The sequence below is a fragment of the Arthrobacter sp. FW306-05-C genome (assembly GCF_021801725.1).
Lineage (GTDB): Bacteria > Actinomycetota > Actinomycetes > Actinomycetales > Micrococcaceae > Arthrobacter.
On record NZ_CP084556.1, the window covers coordinates 1,703,294 to 1,727,441 of the forward strand.

Annotated in this window: 18 protein-coding genes; 11 read left to right on the plus strand and 7 right to left on the minus strand. The window is 67.7% G+C overall.

The window, feature by feature from the left end; all coding sequences use genetic code 11:
- Nucleotides 1-23: 23 nt before the first annotated feature.
- The 11 genes from LFT44_RS07825 to LFT44_RS07875 all read left to right on the plus strand — a co-directional run bounded on the left by LFT44_RS07825 (nucleotide 24) and on the right by LFT44_RS07875 (nucleotide 15,139).
- A complete protein-coding gene (locus tag LFT44_RS07825; protein ID WP_236802082.1) occupies nucleotides 24-2,000 on the plus strand; it encodes an APC family permease in 1,977 nt (658 codons plus the stop codon).
- Nucleotides 1,997-3,400 (plus strand): class I SAM-dependent RNA methyltransferase, encoded by a 1,404-nt coding sequence (locus LFT44_RS07830; RefSeq protein WP_236802083.1) that lies wholly within the window; start codon nucleotides 1,997-1,999, stop codon nucleotides 3,398-3,400. The genes LFT44_RS07825 and LFT44_RS07830 overlap by 4 nt, the downstream gene beginning before the upstream one ends.
- Nucleotides 3,401-3,565: 165 nt before the next feature.
- The gene (locus tag LFT44_RS07835; RefSeq protein WP_236802084.1) at nucleotides 3,566-6,379 is read left to right on the plus strand and encodes an aconitate hydratase; all 2,814 of its coding nucleotides are present in this window, start codon (nucleotides 3,566-3,568) and stop codon (nucleotides 6,377-6,379) included.
- A gap of 142 nt (nucleotides 6,380-6,521) precedes the next feature.
- Nucleotides 6,522-8,495, plus strand: a complete 1,974-nt coding sequence (gene dxs / locus LFT44_RS07840; RefSeq protein WP_236802085.1) for a 1-deoxy-D-xylulose-5-phosphate synthase — start codon at nucleotides 6,522-6,524, stop codon at nucleotides 8,493-8,495.
- Nucleotides 8,492-9,112, plus strand: coding sequence for a DUF402 domain-containing protein (locus LFT44_RS07845; RefSeq protein ID WP_236802086.1), 621 nt, complete (start codon nucleotides 8,492-8,494; stop codon nucleotides 9,110-9,112). Before dxs ends, LFT44_RS07845 begins: the two co-directional genes overlap by 4 nt.
- A complete protein-coding gene (locus LFT44_RS07850; protein ID WP_236802087.1) occupies nucleotides 9,109-9,669 on the plus strand; it encodes a hypothetical protein in 561 nt (186 codons plus the stop codon). Before LFT44_RS07845 ends, LFT44_RS07850 begins: the two co-directional genes overlap by 4 nt.
- A gap of 9 nt (nucleotides 9,670-9,678) precedes the next feature.
- Entirely contained in the window at nucleotides 9,679-10,656 is a 978-nt protein-coding gene (locus LFT44_RS07855) for an aldo/keto reductase (RefSeq protein ID WP_236802088.1), read from the plus strand.
- A gap of 6 nt (nucleotides 10,657-10,662) precedes the next feature.
- Nucleotides 10,663-11,688 carry a nucleoside hydrolase gene (locus tag LFT44_RS07860; protein WP_236802089.1) on the plus strand — a complete coding sequence of 342 codons (1,026 nt, stop codon included), beginning with the start codon at nucleotides 10,663-10,665 and terminating at the stop codon, nucleotides 11,686-11,688.
- 201 nt (nucleotides 11,689-11,889) lie between these two features.
- Nucleotides 11,890-12,744, plus strand: coding sequence for an ECF transporter S component (locus LFT44_RS07865; RefSeq protein WP_236802090.1), 855 nt, complete (start codon nucleotides 11,890-11,892; stop codon nucleotides 12,742-12,744).
- A gap of 9 nt (nucleotides 12,745-12,753) precedes the next feature.
- The gene (locus LFT44_RS07870; RefSeq protein WP_236802091.1) at nucleotides 12,754-13,542 is read left to right on the plus strand and encodes an energy-coupling factor transporter transmembrane component T family protein; all 789 of its coding nucleotides are present in this window, start codon (nucleotides 12,754-12,756) and stop codon (nucleotides 13,540-13,542) included.
- Complete coding sequence (locus LFT44_RS07875) at nucleotides 13,535-15,139, plus strand: ABC transporter ATP-binding protein (RefSeq protein WP_236802092.1); 1,605 nt, start codon at nucleotides 13,535-13,537, stop codon at nucleotides 15,137-15,139. Before LFT44_RS07870 ends, LFT44_RS07875 begins: the two co-directional genes overlap by 8 nt.
- 45 nt (nucleotides 15,140-15,184) lie before the next feature.
- Here the strand turns inward: LFT44_RS07875 and LFT44_RS07880 are convergent, their stop codons facing one another.
- From LFT44_RS07880 to LFT44_RS07910, 7 genes are all read right to left on the minus strand, one after another.
- Nucleotides 15,185-17,347 carry a 3-hydroxyacyl-CoA dehydrogenase NAD-binding domain-containing protein gene (locus LFT44_RS07880; RefSeq protein WP_236802093.1) on the minus strand — a complete coding sequence of 721 codons (2,163 nt, stop codon included), beginning with the start codon at nucleotides 17,345-17,347 and terminating at the stop codon, nucleotides 15,185-15,187.
- Nucleotides 17,344-18,624 (minus strand): thiolase family protein, encoded by a 1,281-nt coding sequence (locus tag LFT44_RS07885; protein WP_236802094.1) that lies wholly within the window; start codon nucleotides 18,622-18,624, stop codon nucleotides 17,344-17,346. Before LFT44_RS07885 ends, LFT44_RS07880 begins: the two co-directional genes overlap by 4 nt.
- Before the next feature lie 121 nt (nucleotides 18,625-18,745).
- Nucleotides 18,746-20,080 carry an HRDC domain-containing protein gene (locus LFT44_RS07890; RefSeq protein WP_236802095.1) on the minus strand — a complete coding sequence of 445 codons (1,335 nt, stop codon included), beginning with the start codon at nucleotides 20,078-20,080 and terminating at the stop codon, nucleotides 18,746-18,748.
- A 12-nt stretch (nucleotides 20,081-20,092) separates the two neighbouring features.
- Nucleotides 20,093-20,782, minus strand: coding sequence for a DUF3000 domain-containing protein (locus LFT44_RS07895; protein WP_236802096.1), 690 nt, complete (start codon nucleotides 20,780-20,782; stop codon nucleotides 20,093-20,095).
- A 58-nt stretch (nucleotides 20,783-20,840) separates the two neighbouring features.
- Nucleotides 20,841-21,938, minus strand: a complete 1,098-nt coding sequence (locus LFT44_RS07900) for a threonine aldolase family protein (protein ID WP_236802833.1) — start codon at nucleotides 21,936-21,938, stop codon at nucleotides 20,841-20,843.
- A gap of 40 nt (nucleotides 21,939-21,978) precedes the next feature.
- Nucleotides 21,979-22,722: an SDR family oxidoreductase gene (locus tag LFT44_RS07905; protein ID WP_236802097.1), complete on the minus strand. Its 744-nt coding sequence runs from the start codon at nucleotides 22,720-22,722 to the stop codon at nucleotides 21,979-21,981.
- Entirely contained in the window at nucleotides 22,719-24,086 is a 1,368-nt protein-coding gene (locus LFT44_RS07910; RefSeq protein ID WP_236821829.1) for a DUF6421 family protein, read from the minus strand. Before LFT44_RS07910 ends, LFT44_RS07905 begins: the two co-directional genes overlap by 4 nt.
- Between the last annotated feature and the right edge of the window lie 62 nt (nucleotides 24,087-24,148).

Here is a 24,148-nt window from a genome sequence, read left to right on the forward strand (position 1 = left end):
GCGAATCAGACTAGCTTTGTGGGGTGTTGACAATACTGAACGCCGTCAAACGCGTGCTGGTGGGCCGCCCTTTCCGGAACGACCGCCTGTCCCATACCCTGCTCCCGAAGAAGATCGCACTTCCGATCTTTGCATCCGACGCCTTGTCCTCCGTGGCCTATGCTCCGGATGAGATCCTGCTGACCCTGGCCCTGGCCGGTGTCAGTGCCGTGGCCATCTCGCCGTTGGTGGGCCTGGCCGTCATGGTGGTGCTGCTCACCGTGGTCGCTTCCTACCGGCAGAACGTACACGCATACCCTTCGGGCGGCGGCGACTACGAGATCGCCAATGAAAACCTCGGCAAGTTCGCAGGCCTGACGGTGGCGTCGGCCCTTCTGGTGGACTACGTCCTGACCGTGGCCGTGTCCATGTCGTCCGCCGCCGCCTACCTCACCACTGCAGTACCGTCGCTGCATGGTGAGCAGGCCGTGATAGCGACCATCGGCGTCGTCATCCTTGCCCTGGTGAACCTGCGCGGCATCAAGGAAGCGGGCAGCGTCTTCGCCGTCCCCACCTATATCTTCATGGCCTCCATCCTTGGCATGACCGCTGTGGGCATGTTCCAGGCCGCAACCGGGCAGCTGGGGGAGGCGCCGTCGGCGGCCTTCACCATCGTCCCGGCGGAGGGCTTCGACCAGGGCCTGGTGGGCCTGGCCGGTGCCTTCCTGCTGCTCCGGGCTTTTTCCTCCGGTGCCGCGGCGCTCACGGGCGTGGAAGCGATCAGCAACGGCGTTCCCAACTTCCGGCACCCCAAGAGCAAGAACGCGGCCACCACGCTGCTGCTCCTGGGCGTCATCGGCGCAGCCATGCTGGCCGGCATCATCTACCTTGCCAACGCCACCAAGGTCCACATTGTGCTGGACCCCGCCACAGAATTTCTGTTGGACGGGAAGCCGCTGCCGGAGGGCTACGTCCAGAACCCTGCCATCTCACAGATCGCCCAGACCATCTTCGGCGCGGGCAGCATTCCCTTCTACATCGTCGTTGCCGCCACCGGCGTCATCCTGGTGTTCGCGTCCAACACCGCCTTCAACGGCTTCCCCGTGTTGGGCTCCATCCTGGCCCAGGACGGCTACCTGCCCCGCCAGCTCCGCACCCGCGGCGACCGCCTTGCCTTCAGCAACGGTGTGCTGGCCCTCGCCGCCGGCGCCCTGGTGCTCATCATTTCGTTCGACGCCGACGTGACCAAGCTCATCCAGCTCTACATCGTGGGTGTCTTCATCTCCTTCACCCTCAGCCAGCTGGGGATGATCCGGCATTGGGGGAGGGAACTGAAACTCGCCAAGGACAAGGCTGTCCGGCGGCGGATGCTGAAGTCACGCACCATCAACACGATCGGTTTCGGCATGACCGGCCTGGTGCTGGTGATCGTCCTCATCACCAAGTTCGAGCAGGGTGCCTGGATCGCCCTGCTGGCCATGTTCGTCCTGTTCCTGATTATGTGGAGCATCCGCGCGCACTACGACAACGTGGCCAAGGAACTCGCGGTGGATGAGGATTCCTCGCCGCGGGCGCTCCCCACCCGGGTGCACGCGGTCCTGCTGGTGTCGCACGTCCGCAAGCCCGTCCTGCGTGCCCTTGCCTACGCCCGCGCTTCCCGGCCGTCGCGGCTTGATGCCATCACGGTGGACATCGACCCGGAGGAAACGGCGCACACCATTGCCGACTGGGACAAGCTCGAAATCCCGGTGCCCCTGACCGTCCTGGCCAGCCCCTACCGGGAAACCGTCACGCCCATCATGGACTACGTCAAGCAGATGCGCCTGGACTCCCCGAGGGACCTCATCGTGGTGTACATCCCCGAATACGTGGTGGGCAAGTGGTGGGAGCAGCTGGTGCACAACCAGACGGCCCTGCGCATCAAGACCCGCCTCCACTTCGAACCGGGCGTCATGGTGGCCAGCGTGCCCTGGCAGCTCAAATCATCCGAAGAAGCCAAGAACCTCCAGGACGTGCAGTGACCAGCAGGACGCCCACAGCCACCCAGCACCAAGCCGGTGAGGCCGGCCACACCGGCGAAGAGGCGGTGCTCGACGTCGGGCCCGTTGCCCACGGCGGGCACTGCGTAGCCCGGCATGAGGGCCGCGTGGTCTTTGTCCGCCACGTCATTCCGGGCGAAAAGGTCCGGGTCCGGCTGACCGATGCGGAGGACGGCGCCAAGTTCTGGCGCGCAGATGCCATCGAGGTGCTGGAGGCCTCCCCGGACCGGGTGGAACACTTCTGGCGTCCGGCCGATTCCCTGCGCGCCTGGAGCCACGGCCACCCGCCGGTTGGGGGCGCCGAATTCGGCCACATCGCCCTGGCCCGGCAGCGCAGCCTCAAGGCGGACGTGCTGGCCGAGCAACTCACCCGGCTGGCCGGCTTCGAGCAGGTGCCGTCCGTGTGGACCGGTGGCGTGGAAGCGGTAGGGGACAGGAACGACGGCGGCACGGGCCTTGCGTGGCGCACACGCGCCAGCTTCTCGGTCACCCCCGGCGGCAGGCTGGGGATGCACGCCCACCGCTCCGACCACATCATCCCGGTGCGGGAGATGCCCTTGGCCAGCGAAGCAATCAATGGCCTGCGCCTGTGGAACCTGGACCTGCAAGGGGTGGAGCGCGTTGAGGTAGCCGCCCCCGCCAACGGCTCGCGCCCCCTGGTGCTCCTCGCCCCGGCTCCCGGAACCAAGGAAAAACGGTTGCGGGCCATCGCCGCGGAAGTGCCGGGTGACGCCTCCGCCGCTGCCTTTGATCCGCTGACCGGGCAGGTGACCCAACTCCGGGGACGCACCTGGGTGCAGGAATCCGCCGTCGGCCACGAATACCGCGTAACCGGCGAAGGCTTCTGGCAGATCCACCGCGACGCGCCCGGGACCCTTGTGGGGGCCGTCACGGAATTCCTGCGGCAAGGGGACCCCCTGCAAGGGGACTTCCTGCACCCGGGTGCGGTGGTTGCAGACCTCTACGCGGGTGCCGGGCTCTTCACTGCCGTCCTGGCCGATGCGGTGGGGGAGACGGGGTCCGTGCTCTCCGTGGAAGGGGCGCCGGGAACCAGCCGTGACGCGCGGAAGAACCTGCATTCCGCCGCGCAGGTGGAGGTGGTGCAGGGCCGCGTGGAGCGGGTCCTGCGCCAAAAGCCGCGGAATTTCGACGCCCTGGTCCTCGACCCGCCCCGGGCAGGAGCCGGGAAAGCAGTCGTGGGCCAACTGATCGCATCGCAGCCCCGCGCCATCGCCTACGTGTCCTGCGACCCGGCGTCGTTTGCCCGTGACCTCGGTTACTTCCGCCGCTCCGGCTGGGAATTGGCAGGCCTGCGCGCCTTCGATCTGTACCCCCACACCCACCACCTTGAGACGGTGGCACTGCTTACTCCGGGTCGGTGATGGGGCCGGGGTTTTGGACTACGATGGCGGTAGTAGTCCCACGTCGCGCCCGAATTCTCGGCCGGCCGTGTGCAATTTTCGGGCCCTGTAACTACTTAGGGCGTCCTAACTAGCAGGCGGTCAACCGCGCGACAAAGATGAAACTGTTGCGAGAGGAGTCCTGCGATGAGCACTGTGGACAGCTTCGGTTCAAAAGGCAAACTTAATGTAGCCGGAACCGAATACGAAATTTTCCGGTTGAACTCCGTTGAAGGTGCAGAAAACCTTCCGTTCAGCCTCAAGGTATTGCTTGAAAACCTGTTGAGGACCGAGGACGGCGCGAACATCACTGCCGATCACGTTCGCGCTTTGGCAGGCTGGGATCCCAATGCGGAGCCCAATACAGAAATCCAGTTCACGCCGGCACGCGTGATCATGCAGGACTTCACCGGCGTCCCCTGCGTGGTCGACCTTGCCACCATGCGTGAAGCGGTCAAGGACCTGGGCGGCGACCCCAAGCGGGTCAACCCGCTGGCACCGGCCGAAATGGTCATCGACCACTCCGTCCAGATCGACGCTTTCGGCAACGCCGGGGCGCTGGAGCGCAACATGGAGATCGAATACCAGCGCAACGGTGAGCGTTACCAGTTCCTGCGCTGGGGCCAGACCGCATTCGACGACTTCAAGGTGGTTCCCCCGGGAACCGGCATCGTGCACCAGGTCAACATCGAATACCTGGCCCGCACCGTGATGACCCGTGAAGTGGACGGTGCGCTCCGCGCCTACCCCGACACCTGCGTCGGCACCGACTCGCACACCACCATGGTCAACGGCCTGGGTGTGCTGGGCTGGGGCGTTGGCGGCATCGAAGCCGAGGCAGCGATGCTCGGCCAGCCCGTCTCCATGCTGATCCCGCGCGTCGTGGGCTTCAAGCTCAGCGGCAGCATCCCCGCCGGCGCCACCGCCACCGACGTGGTGCTGACCATCACCGAGATGCTGCGCAAGCACGGCGTGGTGGGCAAGTTCGTTGAGTTCTATGGCGAAGGCGTGGCCGCGGTGCCGCTGGCAAACCGCGCCACCATCGGCAACATGAGCCCCGAGTTTGGCTCCACCGCTGCCATGTTCCCCATCGACGACGTCACCCTGGACTACCTGCGCCTCACCGGCCGCCCGGACCAGAACGTCGCCCTCGTCGAGGCGTACGCCAAGGAACAGGGCCTCTGGCACGATCCTTCCCGCGACATCAAGTTCTCCGAGTACCTGGAACTGGACCTGTCCACGGTTGTTCCGTCGATCTCCGGCCCCAAGCGCCCGCAGGACCGCATCATCCTTTCCGAGTCCAAGGCCCAGTTCCGCGAGGACCTCCGCAACTACGTCAAGGTGGACCTCGCTGACGGCAGCCTGGACGAAGCGATCGACGAGAGCTTCCCGGCCTCCGACTCGCCGTCGTTCACCGCCACGGCCACCCACCTCTCCGAGGAAGCCCCGCACGCCCACGGACCGAAGTCCAATGGCCGCCCCTCCAAGAAGGTAGCGGTCAAGACCGCCGACGGCCGCGAATTCGAACTGGACCACGGCGCGGTGTCGATCGCTTCGATCACCTCCTGCACCAACACGTCCAACCCCTCCGTTATGCTGGCCGCCGCACTGCTGGCACGCAACGCCGTGGAGAAGGGCCTCACTGCCAAGCCGTGGGTCAAGACCTCCGTGGCTCCCGGTTCCAAGGTGGTCACCGACTACTACAACAAGTCGGGCCTGACCCCCTACCTGGAGAAGCTGGGCTTCTTCATCGTGGGCTACGGCTGCGCCACCTGCATCGGCAACTCCGGACCGCTCGACGCAGAGATCTCCGAGGCCATCCAGGCCAACGACCTCTCGGTCACTGCAGTCCTCTCGGGCAACCGAAACTTCGAAGGCCGCATCAACCCGGACGTCAAGATGAACTACCTGGCCTCCCCGCCGCTGGTCATCGCCTACGCCCTGGCCGGCACCATGGACTTCGACTTCGAAGCCGACCCCCTGGGCCAGGACGAAGCAGGCAACGACGTCTTCCTGAAGGACATCTGGCCCAACCCGGTTGAGGTCCAGCAGGTCATCGATTCCTCGATCGACAAGGACATGTTCGCCAAGGGCTACGAGGGCGTCTTCGAAGGCGACGACCGCTGGAAGGCGCTGGACACCCCCGCAGGTGACACCTTCGCTTGGGACGAGAAGTCCACCTACGTCCGGAAGCCCCCGTACTTCGAGGGTATGCAGGCGCAGCCGGAACCGGTCAAGGACATCACCGGTGCCCGCGTGCTCCTGAAGCTCGGCGACTCCGTCACCACCGACCACATCTCCCCGGCCGGTTCGTTCAAGTCCGACACCCCCGCCGGCCAGTACTTGCTGGCCAATGGCGTGGAGCGCAAGGACTTCAACTCCTACGGCTCGCGTCGTGGCAACCACGAAGTGATGATCCGCGGTACGTTCGCGAACATCCGCATCAAGAACCAGCTCCTGGACGGCGTTGAGGGCGGCTTTACCCGCGACTTCACGCAGGCAGACGGCCCCCAGGCCTACGTCTACGACGCCGCCCAGAACTACCAGGCAGCCGGCACCCCGCTGGTGGTCCTGGCAGGCAAGGAGTACGGTTCCGGATCATCCCGTGACTGGGCCGCCAAGGGCACCGCGCTGCTGGGCGTCAAGGCCGTCATCGCCGAGAGCTACGAGCGTATCCACCGCTCCAACCTCATCGGCATGGGCGTCCTGCCGCTGCAGTTCCCGGCCGGCGAGAACGCTGCCAGCCTGGGCCTGACCGGCACCGAAACCTTCTCGGTTGAGGGCGTCACCGCCCTTAACGAGGGCACCACGCCCAGGACCCTGAAGGTCACCGCCACCGCCGAGGACGGCTCATCGAAGACGTTCGACGCCGTCCTGCGCATCGACACCCCGGGTGAAGCGGACTACTACCGCAACGGCGGCATCCTGCAGTACGTGCTGCGCCAGATTTCCGCCAACTAGCGGGCTCTGCCAGCAGGCAGCATCCTCCCGAAGCCCCGGCCGGTCACCGACCAGCCGGGGCTTCGGCTTTTCAGCCACGTCCGGCCCTGCGAACCGAGGCGTTAGAGTTAAACGGCACGTCTACCATCCGAAGGAGGGGTCATTGGGAATCTTGGACACCATCCGGAATCCGCAGGACCTGAACGAGTTGACCGAGGAACAGCTGGAACAGCTGGCTTCGGAGATCAGGGACTTCCTGATCACGAACGTCTCCCAGACGGGCGGCCACCTCGGGCCCAACCTCGGCGTCGTGGAACTGACGCTGGCCGTGCACCGCATCTTCGAATCTCCCCGTGACAGCATCGTCTTTGATACGGGCCACCAGTCCTACGTGCACAAGCTCCTCACCGGGCGCCAGGACTTCAGCACCCTCCGGCAGGAAGGCGGCCTCTCCGGCTACCCTGCCCGGGCCGAATCCGAACACGACATCGTGGAAAGCTCCCACGCGTCATCGTCCCTGTCCTGGGCCGACGGCATCTCCCGCGCCCGCCAGCTCACCGGTGAAGGTGACCGGCACGTGGTGGCCATCGTGGGTGACGGCGCCCTCACCGGCGGCATGGCCTGGGAGGCCATCAACAACATCGCAGCCGACAAGAAGCGCCGCGTGGTGATCGTGGTCAACGACAACGGCCGCTCCTATGCACCCACCGTGGGCGGATTTGCTGACTACCTTGCCTCACTTCGCCCCACCATCGACTCCTTCCGCGCCGCCCCTGCCTACGAGGGCGCCCTGGACTGGTGGAAGAAGAGGCTGCAGAACGGCGGCCCCGTAGGCCAGTTCACCTACAAGAGCCTGCATGCCATGAAAAAGGGCATCAAGGACTGGTGGGCACCGCAGGGCATGTTCGAGGACCTCGGCATGAAATACATCGGCCCCGTGGACGGCCACAACCTCCAGGCGATGGAGAATGCACTGTCCACTGCGAAGAACTACGGCGGCCCGGTCATCGTTCACGCGATGACCGAAAAGGGCCACGGCTACGCTCCGGCCCGCGCCCATGAAGCCGACCAGTTCCACGCCGTCGGCATCATCGACCCCGAAACCGGCGAGCCCACCGGCACGGGCAGCGCACAGTCCTGGACCTCGGTGTTCGCGGACGAGATCGCCGCCATCGCCGACGAACGCGACGACATCGTCGGCATCACCGGGGCCATGCTGATCCCGGTGGGCCTGCACAAGTTTGCAGCCAAGCACCCCAAACGGGTCATCGACGTCGGCATCGCCGAACAACATGCCCTGACCGCCGCCGCAGGCATGGCCTTCGGCGGGCTGCACCCCGTCGTGGCCGTCTACGCCACGTTCCTGAACCGCGCCTTCGACCAGCTGCTCATGGATGTCGCCCTCCACAAGGCAGGCGTCACCATCGTCCTGGACCGCGCCGGCGTCACCGGACCCGACGGTGCCAGCCATCACGGCATGTGGGACATGGCCATGGTCCAGATCGTTCCCGGACTGCACCTGGCCGCGCCCCGTGACGCCACCCGGCTCCGCGAGGAACTCCGCGAGGCCGTTGCCATCAGTGACGCTCCCAGCGTGGTGCGGTTCTCCAAAGGATCCGTCGGCCCGGCAGTGGAGGCCCTGGAACGGCTCAGCGACGGCGTGGACGTCCTGGCCCGCCGTCCCTCCGGCTCCACCGAAAATGACGTGCTGATCGTCAGCGTCGGGGCCATGTCGGAGCTGGCCCTCGATGTCTCCAACCGGCTCGGCGCCCAAGGCATCAGCACCACCGTGGTGGACCCCCGTTGGGTCCTCCCGGTCCGCCGCTCCATCATTGCGCTGGCCTCACACCACCGCCTGGTGATCTGCATCGAAGACGGCGTCCGGGCCGGCGGCGTGGGCTCCCGCATCCGCCAGGAAATGCGGGCGGCAGGAGTGGACACCGCCCTGAACGAGGTGGGCCTGCCCGTCGAGTTCCTGGACCACGGCACCCGCAACCAGGTGCTGGAGCGTGTCGGGCTCACCGCCCAGCAGATCACGCACGACGTCGTGGCGCAGGTCCTGGGCACGAAGGTTCCGTTTGCGCGTCCCCTCCCCGGGCAGCAGCACCCCACCACCGGCAGCCTTCCGATCCTGTGAGGGACGAGGACGAACTGAAGTATCCCGGCCCTGCCGGGGAGTCCGGACCGGTTCTGCACACCACCACGACCAGGGTCCCCAACGGACTGCAGCCGGGCCAGCTGGTGGTTTCCCGGAACCGCAAGTGGAACGGGAAGGCCCACTGGGTGGTGCCCGGGCAGTACATCGGCGAAGACCAGCACGGATGGTGGATCTTCCAAGGCACCAACGAGTTCTGCTCCCGCCCCGGCGCTGCCTTCTACACGCGCTCCGACGCGGTCCTGCTGGTGCCGCGCCAGGGTGACTGGGTGGCCACGTTCTACGACTCAGCCCACCCGGGCGGCGTCCGCGTGTACATTGATCTCGCCGTCGGCCACGAGTGGACGCACATCCGTCCCACCGTGACCGAGTTCCATGTGATCGACATGGACCTCGACGTTATCCGGACCGACAGCCGCGGTGTCTTCATCGACGACCAGGACGAATTCGCGGAACACAGCGTCTCCATGCACTACCCGGAGCGGCTGATCCAGGACATCCAGGCCGCAGCGGACGATCTCTACCACGCAGTAAAGGCGCAGCAGGCGCCCTTCGACGGCACCGACGTCGACTGGTTTACCAAAGGACGCAACATATGAGCGGCATTGTCAGGGTCTACAAGCGCGACGACGAGGGCGCCCTCCAGTTCAGGGAGGCCTGGTTCGACGAGGACTACTCCCAGTTCGTGATGAATTTCGGTGCCGTGGGGCACCAGAGCAAGACGGAGGAGACCGACGTCCCCGACGCCGCTGCTGCCGACGCGCTCCTGGACGCCTTCGCGGCCCAGTGCGCCGAGGACGGCTACGTCGAAATCCCCAATGAGGAGCAGTCCTGGGTGGTGGCCCAGTTCGCCCTCAAGACCAAGGAAGGCACGGAGCGGGACCGCTACCTGGAGCAGAAGGCCAAGGACGCGCTGATCAGCCACCTGGCATGGCGCGGCCTGGGCACGGTGGAACGCTCCGAGTTCACCGACTACAAGCTCAACATCTTCTGCCTGTGCCCGGATGTGAACAAAGCGGTCAATGCCATCAAGGTCTGCATCCGCGGCGAGGACCTGGACTTCACCAAGCTCAGCATCGGTGCCGCTCCCTACAATGACCCGGACCATTTCAAACTCAAGCACTCAGCCAAGCCCGCCGGCGGCTTCAGCCTCTAGGAGACAGCCTTGACCAGTTACCGCCGCCTCGGAAAATCAGGCCTTACCGTCTCCACCGTGGGACTTGGCTGCAACAACCTGGGCCGGGCGAACACCGCCACGGAGTCGCAGGACGCAACTGACGCCGTCGTCCATGCCGCCCTCGACGCCGGCATCACCCTGTTCGACGTCGCAGACACTTACGGCCGGGAACCTGGCCTCAGCGAGACCATGCTCGGCAAGGCCCTCGGCGCCCGGCGTGGCGACGTGGTCCTGGCCACCAAGTTCGGGATGGACGCCAAAGGCGCCAATGGCCCGGACTTCGGCGCCCGCGGCTCCCGGCGTTACATCATGGAGGCGGTGGAAGCCTCGCTGCGCCGGCTGGGCACCGACTGGATTGACCTGTACCAGTTCCACACCCCGGACCCGCTGACTCCCATCGATGAGACCCTGGCAGCGCTGGACACCCTGGTCCGCAGCGGCAAGGTCCGCTACATCGGGCACTCCAACCGGTCCGGCTGGCAGATTGCCCAGGCGGAGTACGTGGCCCGGGAACTGGGCACTGAACGCTTCATCTCCTCGCAGAACCACTACAACCTCCTGGACCGGCGCGCCGAACTCGAAGTGACCCCGGCCGCCGAGGAGTTCGGCCTGGGCGTGCTGCCGTACTTCCCGCTGGCCAACGGGCTGCTCACCGGCAAGTACGCGCCGGGCCACGCGCCAGAGGGGTCCCGCCTCAGCCACACCCGCACCAACCTGGTGAACGACGCCGACTGGGACCAGTTGGGCCAGTACAGCGCCTTCGCCAAGGAGCGCGGCCTGACGGAAATTGAGGTGGCTTTCTCCTGGCTCGCCGCCCAGCCCTCGGTGGCCAGCGTCATCGCCGGCGCCACCAGGCCGGAGCAGGTCAGGCAGAACGCGGAAGCGGCCAACTGGGTCCCCACCCCGGACGAGCTCGCCGCCCTGGATGAGATCTTCCCCGCAGTGCCCAAGGTGGCGCTCTTCTAGGCAGCCGTGCCCGCCTACCTGCTGGATGTCGATACCGGCATCGACGACGCCCTGGCGCTTGCCTACCTTGCCGCCCTCCCGGACACCGAATTCGTGGCGGTGACGGCCACGCCGGGGAACGTGGACGCGGACCAGGTGGCCCGCAACACCCTGGCGCTGCTGGAACTGTGCGGCCGGCCCGGAGTAGAGGTGGCGGTAGGGGCGCGCAAGCCGCTGTCCATCCCGCTGCTCACCACCCCCGAAACCCACGGACCCCAGGGCATCGGCTACGCCGTGCTGCCTGAACCATTGGGGCAGCTCAGCACCCGGAACGCCGTGGACCTCTGGATCGAACACGCCAGGGCCCGGCCGGGGGAACTCACTGCGCTGATCACGGCCCCGCTGACCAACTTCGCCCTGGCGCTGCGGAAGGAACCGGAACTTCCCGATCTCCTGGCCAACGTTGTGATCATGGGTGGCGCCTTCTACCACCAGGGCAACACCACGCCCACGGCCGAGTGGAACACCCACGTGGATCCCCACGCCGCCAAGGAGGTCTACGCCGCATACCGGGGCCGGCGGGAGGAGAAGCTGCCCATCGTCTGCTCTTTGGACACCACGGAGCGCATGGAGCTGCACCCCGCCCACGTCCAGGCGCTTGCCGAGGCCGCCGGGGCCACCGTCCCTGAACTGGTTCTCCCCGAAGACCCGGAGGGCCGGCGCAGCACCTCCGACAACAGCCTGGTCAGGCACCTGTCGGATGCGCTCCGCTTCTACTTCGAATTCCACCGGCATTACGACCAGGGGTACCTGGCCCACGTCCACGATTTTTTCGCCGCCGGAGTCGCCGCCGGCACGCTCGAGTACACCGCCCGGCCCGCCACCGTGGACGTGGAAACGGACTCACCGCTCCTGGTGGGGACCACCGTGGCTGACTTCCGCGGGCTGTGGGGCGCGCCGCCGAACGCCCGGGTAGTGTCCGGGAACAACCCCCGGCAGGCCTTTGGTGAGCTGGTGTCCGCCGTCGGGAGACTGGCCCGCCGCGTGGGGTAGCCGGAGGGCAGGCGAACAGGGGTAAAACGGGCTGCACCGGGTGGTGGTCCTCCACGGGACGCTGCCGGGGAATGGCCGGTAGAATGGGCACCGGACCGGCCCGGCGCAGTTGCCGCCGGCTGCTGCCGAGGTGACATAGGCAGCCACACTCCGGCCCGGTACTGGCCGGGCCACTGCCTGCACCCCAAAGGAACATTCCCCATGTCATCGCCCTCTCTGACGCTCCCGTCACAGGAACGCTCACCGGCGCGCCGCCGCCTGCTGGAGATCCTCGGCGCCCTGGCCATCGCCGCCACCTACATCTACCTTGTGCTCAACCAGCCAGCCGATATCACCGGCGGCCCGGGCAGCGCGTCCGCCCTGATTGCCCTCACCGGCTTCCTTGCGGGGGCCGTCCTGCTGATCGTCGCCGTCCTGCCCACCCTGCCCGCGTCCACCCTGGTGCTGATCCCCGTGGCCCTGGTCCTCAACATCGTGCTGGGGCAGTTCGTCGGCAGCACCCTGGTGCCCTTCTACCTCGATGCCATCGGCACGGTGCTGATCGCAGTCCTGGCCGGACCAGCAGCCGGCGCAGCCACCGGTGCCCTCAGCAGCATCGTCTGGTCCTTCTTCAACCCCACGGTGCTGCCGTTCGCTGCCGGCGCCGCGCTCATCGGTTGCCTGGCAGGACTGGCGGCACGCTACGGACTGTTCCGCCGTTTCTACCTGGCTCCGATCGCCGGCTTCATCACCGGGATCGTCGCGGGCGTGGTCTCCGCTCCGGTGGCCGCCTTCGTTTTCGGCGGAACCTCCGGTGTAGCGACGGGCGCCATCGTCAGCGCCTTCCGGGCCATGGGGGACAGCCTGCTGGGTGCCATCACCAAGCAGGCCTTGATCTCCGATCCCATGGACAAGGCGATCGTGTTCACCGTCGTCGCCATCCTGGCCTACGCGCTGCCCCGCCGGGCACGCCAGCAGTTCCCGTTCATCCGGCGCCACCGCGTCCTTGCCGGAGACGCCTCGTCTGCCGAGGCCCGCACGGACGCCCCGGCCCCGGGTACAGCTGCGAAAGGCTGACCGGACCCTGTGACAGCATCCCCGGCACGCAGGACCGCGGCGGGCGCCAGGCGGACGCGGCTTAATCCGCTGACCCTGCTGGCGGCTGCCGGCAGCACGGCGGCCATTACGACGGCGGCAGCAAGCTGGCAGCTGTCAGTCGCCGTGGTTGCCGCGTCCCTTGGCCTGTCGCTGGCAGGTGGCACAGCCCGCCGCGTGCTGCCCGCGGCCGCAGCGGTCCTGGTTCCGCTTGGCCTGTCACTGCTTGTCCTGCACGGATTGTTTTTCCCTGAAGGCCGCACGGTCCTGGCCGAGTGGGGACCTGCCCGCATCACGGCAGAGGGCCTGGACTTCGCGGGCCGGCGGATCCTGCAGCTGGCCGCCGTCGTTCTGGCGCTGCTGCTGTTTTCCTTCAGCGTTAGGGTGCCTGACCTTGTGGCCGCGTTGTCCGCCCGCGGCGTGCAGGGCCGGTTCGCATTCGTGCTGGCGTCCACCCTGACCTTGCTGCCTGCCATCACCGCACGCGCACAACGGATCCGGCAGGCCCAGGAATCACGCGGCCTGGTGGTCACCCGCAGCCTGGTGTCCCGGGTTGGCGCGTTCCGGCTGCAGGCCGTCCCCCTGGTGCTGTCCCTGATCGAGGATGCCGGAACCAGGGCGGCGGCTTTGGAGGCGCGGGGACTGAACAATCCCGGCCCACGGACCAGCTTCCGCCAGGTTCCTGATTCCAGGCTGCAGCGGGCCGCACGCGCGGTCCTGGTGTTGATGGCCCTGGCAGCGGTGGTGCTCCGCCTGGTGCAGGCAGGTCCGGGTGGCTGAGCGCATGGCCACGGAAGGCCCACGGAACGCAGGCAAGGCCGGCAATGACAGTAGTGCGGGCAATGACAGTGCTGCTGCCGCGCCTGTGCTCGCGGCCGGGATCCGGCATTTCACCTTCCATGACGGGCAAGCCCCGGCACTGCGGGAGGTGGGTGTTTCCTTTCCGCCCGGGTCCTTCACAGCCGTCCTGGGCGCCTCGGGGAGCGGCAAATCCACCCTGGGCCGTCTCCTGGCCGGCTGGCTGCCACCGGGCGGCCATGGGACCCTGTCAGGATTCCTTGAGCTGTCAGGCACCAGGTTGGAGTTCGACGGCGGCCCGGGGGATCCGCGGATCAATCCCGCCGAGTGGGGCCGCCAGGTGGGTTTCGTCCCGCAGGACCCCGCCACTGTGCTGTCCACCGTCCGGGCGACGGTGGCCGAGGAGCTGGCGTTCGGATTGGAAAACGCCGGGATCGAGCGCGGCGCCATGGTGGCGGCGGTGGAACGCACCGCGGGGCTGCTGGGACTGCGGAGCAAACTGGACGAGGACCCGGCACGGCTCTCCGGTGGCCAACTGCGCCGCCTGGCCATTGGCTGCGCGATCATCGCCGGGCCGCCGGTACTGGTCATGGACGAGCCTTTGGCCTCCCTGGACGCGGCAGGGACTGCGGAGCTTGCAGCCCTGGTACGCGACCTCCTGAACCGCGGCACCGCCGTCGTGATCCTCAGCCAGACCATTGATCCCCTGCTGCAGGGTGCCGGCTCCTGGCTGGTGCTGTCGGACGGTACGGTCACCGCCAGCGGTCCGCCGGCGGCCATGGAAAGCAGTCCAGGGTCGCTGCCGGCATCGATGCGGCGCCCTGGCACCGTGCAGGCTCCGGCAAGCGCCCTTCCGCGGACACTGACAGTCAAGCGCGGTGCCCCTTCGCTGCAGTTGCAGGGCGTGTCTTTCGGCTACCCGGCACCGCCCAGGGGCAGGAGACAGCGGAAAGTGTTAGGGCCGAACCATCCCGCCCCGGTGCTGCAGGACATAAACCTGGTCGTCCATCCGGGGGAGATCGTGGCCGTGACCGGACCCAACGGCGCCGGCAAGTCGACCCTCCTGCGGCACTTCAACGGCCTGCTGCGGCCTACATCGGGCAGCGTGGCAGTCGGCGGCGCTGACATCGCCGGAACCCCGGTGGGGAGGACGGCGGCCTCGGTGGGCCTGCTGTTCCAGCAGCCGCGTGACCAGTTGTTTGAGCGGACCCTGCAGCGGGAGGTCAGCTTCGGGCTGGACCGCCTGGTGGGCCCGGCAGCGGCGAAGGACCGTGCCGCCTCGGCACTGCAGGCGGTGGGCCTGGCGGCTGCGGCTGAAGACCATCCGGCCGAGCTGCCGGCGTCAGCCCAGCGCCTCCTGGCCCTGGCTACCGTCCTGGCCCGCAAACCCGCCGTCCTGGCGCTGGACGAGCCCACCGTGGCGCTGGACGGGGACGGGCTGGCCCTGCTCGACGCCGCCGTACGGTCAGCAGCGGCGGGGGGCGCCGCCGTCGTGCTGGTCACCCATGACCTGGCCTATGCACGCTCGGCGGCGGACCGCATTCTGGCGCTCGACGGCGGCCGGCTGGTGCCGGCCTGACCGCGTGTGCTGCCTGGCCCTTGCGGGCCAGGCAGCCTGCCGCTGCTAGCCCTGCGCCGGTGAGGCGACGCCGGGGGCCAGGAAACGCTTGCCGTTGACCCGTTCCGAGGCGCCCACGCGGTCCAGGTACGGCGTGATGCCGCCCAGGAACATCGGCCAGCCCGCGCCAAGGATCATGCAAAGGTCGATGTCCTCGGGCCCTGCCACGACGCCCTCGTCCAGCATCAGTCCGATTTCCTCAGCCAGGGCATCCTGGACGCGGCGCAGCACCTGCTCTCCAGTGGAAGGGCTGGTACCGAAGGACATCAGCTCCAACGTGGAAGCCGGGATGGCCCGCGAGCCGTCCGGCGCAGCCTCCCACAACGCCTTGACGTTGTTGTCGATGAGCTTCTTCAGGTTGTCGGACACCGGGAAGCGTTCCCCGAAAGCTGCATACAGCGATTCCTGGACGTGCTGTGCCACCGGCAGGCCCACCATGGCCAGCAGCGTGAAAGGCGTCATAGGCAGGCCCATGGGACGCAGCGCGGTGTCTGCCACTTCCGCCGGGGTGCCTTCGTCGAACGCAGCCGTCACTTCGCCCATGAGCCGGAGCAGGATGCGGTTGACCACGAACGCCGCGGCGTCCTTGACCAGAACGCCCGTCTTCTTCAGGGCCTTGGCCAGTTCGAAGGCGGTGGCCAGGACAGCGTCATCGGTCCGCGGGGCCCGGACGATCTCCAGGAGCGGCATGACGGCGACCGGGTTGAAGAAGTGGAAACCCACCAGCCGCTCGGGGTGCTGCAGGTCGGCGGCCATCTCCGTCACGGACAGGGAGGACGTGTTGGTGGCCAGGATGCACTCCGGCCCCACGATCCCCTCCAGCTCGGCGAACACCTGCTTCTTGATGTGCAGTTCCTCGAAGACCGCCTCGATCACGAAGTCGGCGTCCGCGAACACCTCTTTCGACACCGATCCCGTCACCAGTGCCTTGGTGCGGTTGGCGGCGTCCTGGCTGATGCGCTGCTTGGCCAGCAGCTTGTCCACCTCGGCATGGACGTAGGCCACGCCCTTGTCCACCCGCGCCTGGTCGATGTCGGTCAGGACCACCGGCACCTTCAACTGGCGGGCGAACAGCAGTGCCAGCTGGCCGGCCATCAGCCCGGCGCCCACCACGCCCACCTTGGTGACGGGGCGGGCCAACTTGCGGTCGGGGGCTCCGGCGGGGCGCTTGGCACGCTTCTGCACCAGGTCCAGGAACGCGTAGACCGTGGAACGGAAGTCGTCCGTCTGCATGAGTCCGGCCAGCGTCTCGCATTCCAGGGCGGCGGATTCCGCGGCCGTCATGGTCCGGTTGGCCTCGAGGAGTTCCAGGACCTTGGCGGGGGCCGGGGAGGCATTGGAGGTCTTGCCCTCCACGAACCTGCGGCCGGCTTCAACCGCGGCGGTCCAGCGGGCCGCAGCGTCGGGGGAGGAAGGGTCGACGGCGTTGGGCCGCTCCGGGACCACCTCGCCGGAGATGACGCCGGCTGCCCAGGCCAGTGACTGTTCCAGGAAGTCGGCGGGCTCGAAGACGGCGTCCGCGATGCCCATGGCGAAGGCCTGGGTGCCGGTGAGGGTCCGGTTGTTGCTGAGCGGGTTCTCGATCATGACCTTGACCGCGTTCTCCGGACCCACCAGGCGGGGCAGGATGTAGACGCCGCCCCAGCCGGGCACCAGGCCAAGGAATCCCTCCGGCAGCGCCAGGGCGCCGGCCCCCGTGGAGACCGTGCGGTAAGTGGACTGCAGGGCGATCTCCAGGCCCCCGCCCAGGGCAGCGCCGTTGATGAACGCGAAGCTGGGGACGCCCAGGTTGGCCAGTGTGGCGTAGACGTCATGGCCCAGCTGTGCCATCCACAGTCCGTGCTCGCGTTCTTCCAGTGACTTCACGGCGGAGAGGTCCGCGCCGGCCACCAGGTAATGCGGCTTGCCGGTGACGCCGACGCCCACGATTTCGCCGCGGGCCGCGCGGCCCCGCAGGCCCTCCAGCACGGTCCCCAGCTCCACCAGGGTGTTGGGGCCCAGGGTGGTGGGCTTGGTGTGGTCCAGGTCGTTGTCCAGGGTGACCAGGGCGAAGGTGCCGGGGCTTGGTTTTCCTGCCGTGGCCGGGAGGGTGATGTCCTGCACGTAGGAATGGGTCACGGTTTCGTTGGGGAAGAGGTCGGCCAACTTGCGGAAGTCTGCGGCGCTCATGCCAGGGCTCCTTCGGAAACGGTAGCGGCGGCGGTCTCGCCGGAGGGGGTTCCACTGTAGTCGGGGTGGTGCGGGTTTTCCCAGATCACGGTGCCGCCCATGCCCAGGCCGACGCACATGGTGGTGATCCCGTAACGGACGGACGCGTCTTCCTCGAATTGGCGGGCCAGCTGGATCATCAGCCGCACGCCGGAGGAAGCGAGCGGGTGGCCCACCGCAATGGCGCCGCCGTACCGGTTGACCCGGGGGTCGTCGTCGGCAATGCCGTAATGGTCCAGGAAGCTCAGGACCTGGACGGCGAATGCCTCGTTGATTTCGAACAGGCCGATGTCATCAATGGTCAGTCCTGCGTTCTGCAGCGCCTTTTCGGTGGCGGGGACGGGGCCGATGCCCATGACTTCGGGCTCCACGCCGGCATAGGCGTAGCTGACCAGCCGCATCTTCACCGGCAGGCCCAGTTCTGCGGCGGCGTCGGAGGATGCCAGGACCGCCGCAGTTGCGCCGTCGTTGAGGCCGGCCGCGTTTCCGGCGGTGACCCGGCCGTGTGCGCGGAACGGCGTACGCAGACCGGCCAGGTCGTCCAGGGTGGTGCCGGGCCGGGGAGGCTCGTCCTTGCTGTGCACCGTCCAGCCCTCGCCGGGCTTGCGGGCGGCGACGGGAACCAAGTCGGGCTGGATCTGCCCGTCCTGGTAGGCGGCTGCCAGCTTGTCCTGCGAGGCCACCGCGTACGCGTCGGTGCGCTGCTTGGTGATGGCGGGGAAGCGGTCGTGCAGGTTCTCTGCAGTGTTGCCCATGTTCAGGGCCGCAGGGTCCACCAGGCGTTCGGACATGAACCGCGGATTGGGGTCCGCCCCGGAGCCCATCGGATGGTGGCCCATATGCTCCACGCCGCCGGCAATCACCACATCGTAGGCGCCGAAGCCGATGCCGCCGGCCGTCGTCGTGACAGCAGTCATGGCGCCGGCGCACATGCGGTCGATGGCGAACCCGGGGACGGAGCGGGGCAGGCCGGCCAACAGGGCCGCGGTCCGGCCCAGCGTGAGGCCCTGGTCGCCGGTCTGGGTGGTGGCGGCAATGGCCACCTCATCGATCCGCTCCGGCGGGAGGGACGGGTTGCGGCGCAGCAGGCCGCGGATGCATTTCACGATCAGGTCGTCGGCCCGGGTTCCGGCGTAGATTCCTTTCTCGCCGGCCCTGCCGAAGGGTGTGCGGATGCCGTCCACAAAGACGACGTCGCGGACAGTGCGCTGGGATGCGCCGCTTCCGTGCTGGCTCACGTGTAACTCCTCATCGAGACGTAACGCGCCGGTGCATGCCGAAGGACGGCAGCAGCCTGACGTGGGTCACATCGATGTTACTCGTGAGTAACTTAGCCTGCAAGGGCTGGAATCGCGCGGGCTACTGGCCGCCCGCCGTTGCGGGCGCCTTGGCCTCCTTGGGCGGCAGCGGCTGCGGGTCCAGGAACGCACCGGCGATCAGGGGAGCGGTGAGTTCAACCTGCCACTTTCGGGCGCCGAGCGCCAGCAGCTCTGCGGCGATCGAATCCTCCGTGACCTCGGCCGGCGGCCGCCACGCCACCCGCCGCAGGTAGTCAGGGGTCAAAAGGTTTTCCAGCGGCAGGTCCAGTTCCTCGGCCTTCGCCTGGAGCAGGGGCCGGGCCGTGGCCAGGCGGGCGGCTGCTTCCGGATCCCGGTCAGCCCAGACCCGGGGCGGCGGCGGAGCGTTGGTGGCCAGGTGCAGCGGAGGCAGTTCCTCCAAGGCGCGGGCCGCAGAGATGCAGCGCAGCCAGCGGGGAGCTTCGCGCTGTGCGGCTCGGCCGTGGAACCCCTTGGTGGTGAGCAGTTGCGGAACAGTGGTCGGCATGGCCTTCGCCGCTGCCACAAGGGCTGAATCGGGAAGCAGCCTGCCGGGGGCCACGTCGCGTTTTTGCGCCAGCGAATCGCGTTCCAGCCACAGCTCGCGGACCGCGGCGAGCTGGCGGCGGTCGCGGATCTGGTGCAGGCCGGAGGTCTTGCGCCACGGGTCCACGCGCGGGGGAGCGATGCCGGCTGCCAGGATGGCTGCGAATTCCTGCTCGGCGTACTCCAGTTTTCCGTTGGCCTGCAGCAGTTCGATGAGTTCCTCGCGCAGTTCGGCCAGGACTTCGACGTCAAGTGCAGCGTAGCGCAGCCATGGCTCAGGCAGTGGGCGGGTGGACCAGTCGGCCGCGGAGTGCTCTTTGGCCAGCCCGAACCCCAGCAGCTGTTCGATGACCGCGGCCAGCCCTACGCGGGGCAGCCCCGCAAGCCGGGCGGCGAGTTCGGTGTCGAAGAGCTTGTCCGGCCACATGCCCAGCTCGGACAGGCAGGGCAGGTCCTGGCTGGCAGCGTGCAAAATCCACTCGACGCCGCGCAGGGCGTCGTTGATAATCTCCAGGTTTCCGAACGGCTCCGGATCGATCAACCATGTGCCGGCGCCCTCGCGGCGGATCTGCACCAGGAAGGCGCGTTGCCCGTAGCGGAAGCCGGAAGCGCGTTCGGCGTCCACGCCCGCGGGTCCGGTCCCGGCGGCGATGGCAGCGGCGCAGCGCTCCAGGCCGGACTGGGTCTCGATAACCAGCGGAACGCCATCCCGTGGAGCGTCAAGGTCGATGATTTCGGGGATGGGGCTGTCAAAGCCCTCCACGGTGATGTGGGGTGCGGCAGCAGCAGCCGGGACGCCGGCTGTGGTGTTTTCCGGAGTGTTTAGGGTCATGATGCCCCCAGTTTACCGGGCTGTGCCATAACCGTTCTGTTGGCTTCGGCGCCGGGGCGGGAGCGCGGTGACGCCGTCGGGCAGCGGTGGGAGGCCGGCGAACGTGCACACCATGTCGGACCAGGCCTCAAGGTGGGCCTGGACGTCGGAGGAATCGGGGGTCCAGGAGGCCCGGAGTTCGATGTCGATCGACCCCGGCCGCTCCGCCAGGGTGCCGAAGCTTTCGGAGAGGACCCGGGTTGCGGTGCCGCCCGCTGCCCGGTAGCCGGCCTTGTGGTTTTCCAGTGCCTCCACCAGCCAGGTCCACGCCACGGTCCCCAGCATCTGGTCGTTACCCATCTCCGGTTCCAGCTCGGCGCGGATGTAGGTGACGATGCGGAATTCCCCGCCCCACACCGCGGAGCCCTCGGGGTCGTGCAGCAGGATGAAGCGCCCGGTGGCGAGTTCCGTTTCGTCCTCATCCGCCGCAGGGCCGGCCGTTCCGGAGGCGGCGGCGAAGGCCAGCGCCGCCGGTCCGTGCACGGGGGTGGAAGGCGTAGCAACGCCGGGCGCCATGACTTCGGCGCCCAGCGCGACGGCGAAGGGTGCCAGGCGTGCAGGGGCAGGGATCTCCGCGAGCCGCAGTTCCTTGCGGCACCGGGCTTTCCTGAGGGTTCCCAAGGCATGGAGAAAATCCGGGGGAACCTGGTCAAGTGCGTTCACCTTGGCAGATTACGGTGCGGGGCGGTGCGGGGCAGGAAGGCTCGCCGTCAGCGGACGCTCAGCCGGCCTGCGGGTCCCGGTAATCCCGGAGCTCATGGCGGATTGCTGCGGCAAAGGCATCAACGTCCTCCTCGGTGGTGTCAAAGGAACACATCCACCGGACTTCCCCTGTGGCTTCGTCCCAGTCGTAGAACCGGAAGGAGTTGCGCAGCCTGTCCGCCACACCGGGAGGCAGGACGGCGAAGACGCCGTTGGATTCGGTCTTCTGGGTGGGCCGTACGCCGTCGATGGTGTCGACGGCGGCGCGGAGCCGGGCAGCCATGGCGTTGGCGTGCGCGGCCGAGCGCAGCCACAGGTCGCCTTCCAGCAAAGCGATGAACTGGGCGGACATGAAGCGCATCTTGGAGGCGAGCTGCATGTCCATCTTGCGCAGGTAGAGCAGGCCGTGGGCTGCTTCCGGGTTCAGCGCCACGACCACTTCGCCAAAGAGCAGTCCGTTCTTGGTGCCGCCGAAGGACAGGATGTCTACCCCGGCGTCCCTGGTGAAGGCGCGCAGGGGCACGCCAAGGTGGGCGGCCGCATTGGCCAGCCTCGCGCCGTCCATATGCAGCTTCATGCCTTTGGCGTGCGCGTGGTCGGCAATGGCGCGTATCTCTTCCGGTGTGTAGCAGGTGCCCAGTTCCGTGGTCTGGGTAATGGACACGGCCAGCGGCTGGGCCCGGTGCTCGTCGCCCCAGCCCCAGGCCTCCCGGTCAATCAGTTCGGGGGTCAGCTTGCCGTCGGGGGTGGGAACGTGCAGGAGCTTGAGGCCGCCGATGCGTTCCGGAGCACCGTTTTCGTCCATGTTGATGTGGGCGGTGGAGGCACAGACCACGGCACCCCAGCGGGGGAGCAGCGACTGCAGGGACAGGACGTTGGCTCCGGTGCCGTTGAACACCGGGAAGCATTCAATGCCGGGCCCAAAGTGCTCAACCATCAGTTCCTGCAGCCGTGCGGTGTAGTCGTCTTCGCCGTAGGAGACCTGGTGCCCTTCATTGGCCGCGGCCAGGGCCGCCAAAACCTCAGGGTGGACGCCGGAATAGTTGTCCGAAGCGAAGCCGCGCACGTTGGGATCGTGCAGCCGCAGCGCCGTGCCGGTTTCTGCTGTTGTCGTCATAGGGTTGCTCACGCTTTCAGTTTAGGGACAGTCACGGCCGTCAGTCCGCCAGCCGGAGCCGGGCACCGTTGAGTTCGGTGGACGGGGTGTCGAAAAGCCGTACGACGGCGGCAGCAAGGTCGGCTACGTCCGTCGCTCCCGGGAACTTCCGCTCCGGGTGGGCGCGGCGGAGTTCGTCGTCCACCAGCGCCTTGACCACCAGGATGGTGGCAGCGGCGTTGCCGCCGCCGGCCTCGGACGCCCGGCGGAAGCCGTCGGCTACGGCCATGGTCCAGGCTTCCGCCGCTGCCTTCGCTGCGACATAGCTGGCTACTGCCGCGGTGGGCTTGTCCAGCGCGGTGGACGACACTATCGCAACCCTGCCGGAGGCGGACGCCGCGATATCTTCGAAGAAGACCCGCGACACGTTCCGCAGCGTGGTGACGGCGCCGCGTTCCAGGAAGTCCCAGTCGTCGTCGGTCTGGTCGGGGATCCCTTTGGCCCCGCGCCAGCCACCCACCAGGTGGATCACGGCGTCCACGGGCCCGAAGGCTGCGCCGACCTCGCCGCGCAGCTTCCTGACATTTTCCAAATCCGCCAGGTCGCACGTGAAGGGGGTGACGCCGTCGCCCGCTTTCTCCGCGGCCGCCCTGATCCTGGCCTCATCCGAGCCCACCGTCGCCACGCGGTGGCCGGCCGAGGCGAGGGCGCGGGCCACGGCGATCCCCGAGGCGCCGCTGCCGCCCGTGACCAGGACGCGCGCCGGCGCAGAGCCAGTCGCGGCGCCTGTGGCCGTACTTGTCACAGCGCGGAACGGCCGGTGATGCCGGCGGTGGACTCAATAACCGGGCGCATCTTCTTCTCCAGTGCCTCGTAGAACATGGACAGCGGGAATTCGTCATCCAAGACCTGGTCCGTGAGGCCGCGGGGTGTCCCCGCCAACGGCAGTGCATCGGGGCCCTTGGCCCACACGGAGGCCGGGTTCGGGGTGACGGTGGCGGACACCAGCTTATAGGCCGCCAGCCAGTGGGCGGTCTTGGGCCGGTCGATGGAACGCCAGTACAGTTCGTCGATGCCGGCTCCCAAAGCGATGACGGCGTCCGCCACCTCATCCCAGTCGATGGTAAGCCGCGTGTCCGTCCAGTGCAGCACGTGCTGCTGGTGCAGCCACGCGAACAGGAGTTGGCCGCCCAGGCCGTCGTAGTTGCGGATCCGGCTGCCGGTGATGGCGAAGCGGAAGATGCGGTCGAAGATGATGGCGTACTGCACCAGCTTCGCGTGCCGCCGGGCTTCGGGGTCGGCGTCCTCGTCCTTTTCGATCCGCACAGACTCGCGGAAAGCGGTGAGGTCGCAGCGCAGTTCCTCCAGCGAATACAGGAAGTAGGGCATCCGCTGCTTGATCATGAAGGGGTCGAACGGCAGGTCGCCGCGCATGTGGGTCCGGTCGTGGATCAGGTCCCACATCACGAAGGTGGCCTCGGTGAGGTCCTGGTCCGCCAGGAGTTCCGCGGCGCCTTCCGGCAGCTCCAGGGAGGTGATCTCGGCGGCGGCCTTCAGGACGCGGCGGAACCGGGCGGCCTCGCGGTCGGCGAAGATGGCACCCCAGGTAAAGGTAGGGGTCTGGCTGACCGCCACCGTCTCGGGGAACAGGACGGCAGAGTTCGTGTCGTAGCCCGGGGTGAAGTCGACGAACCGGATGGGGACGAACAGCTTGTTGGAGTATTCCCCTGCTTCCAGCCCGTTGATGAACTCCGGCCAGATCACCTCGACCAGCACGGCCTCCACCAGGCGGTTGCTGCTGCCGTTCTGGGTGTACATGGGAAAGACCACCAGGTGCTGCAGGCCGTCCTGGCGCAGTTCCTGCGGCTGGAACGCCAGCAAGGAGGACAGGAAGTCCGGCACCGCAAAGCCGCCGGCGGCCCATGCCTCGAAGTCGGCGCAGGCAGCCTCGAGGTAAGCGGCGTCGTGCGGGAAGGCGGGGGACAGGGCCCTGATCGCCGTCACGATGGTTTCCACGTGGCCGGCTGCCCCGATGTGATCGGCAGGGTCCGGGATGGACCCGTCCTTGACCTGCAGCGCCTGCAGCGCCGTGGCTGCCGTCTTCAGGCGGAGCCAGTCCTGGTTCTGGGGGGAAATACCGGTAACAGCGGTGGTCAGGGTCTCTGTCATCGTCGGCAGCCTTTCTGGGTGCTTGCGTCTCTCTGGTGAGCGTAACAAGCGGCAAGAACGGC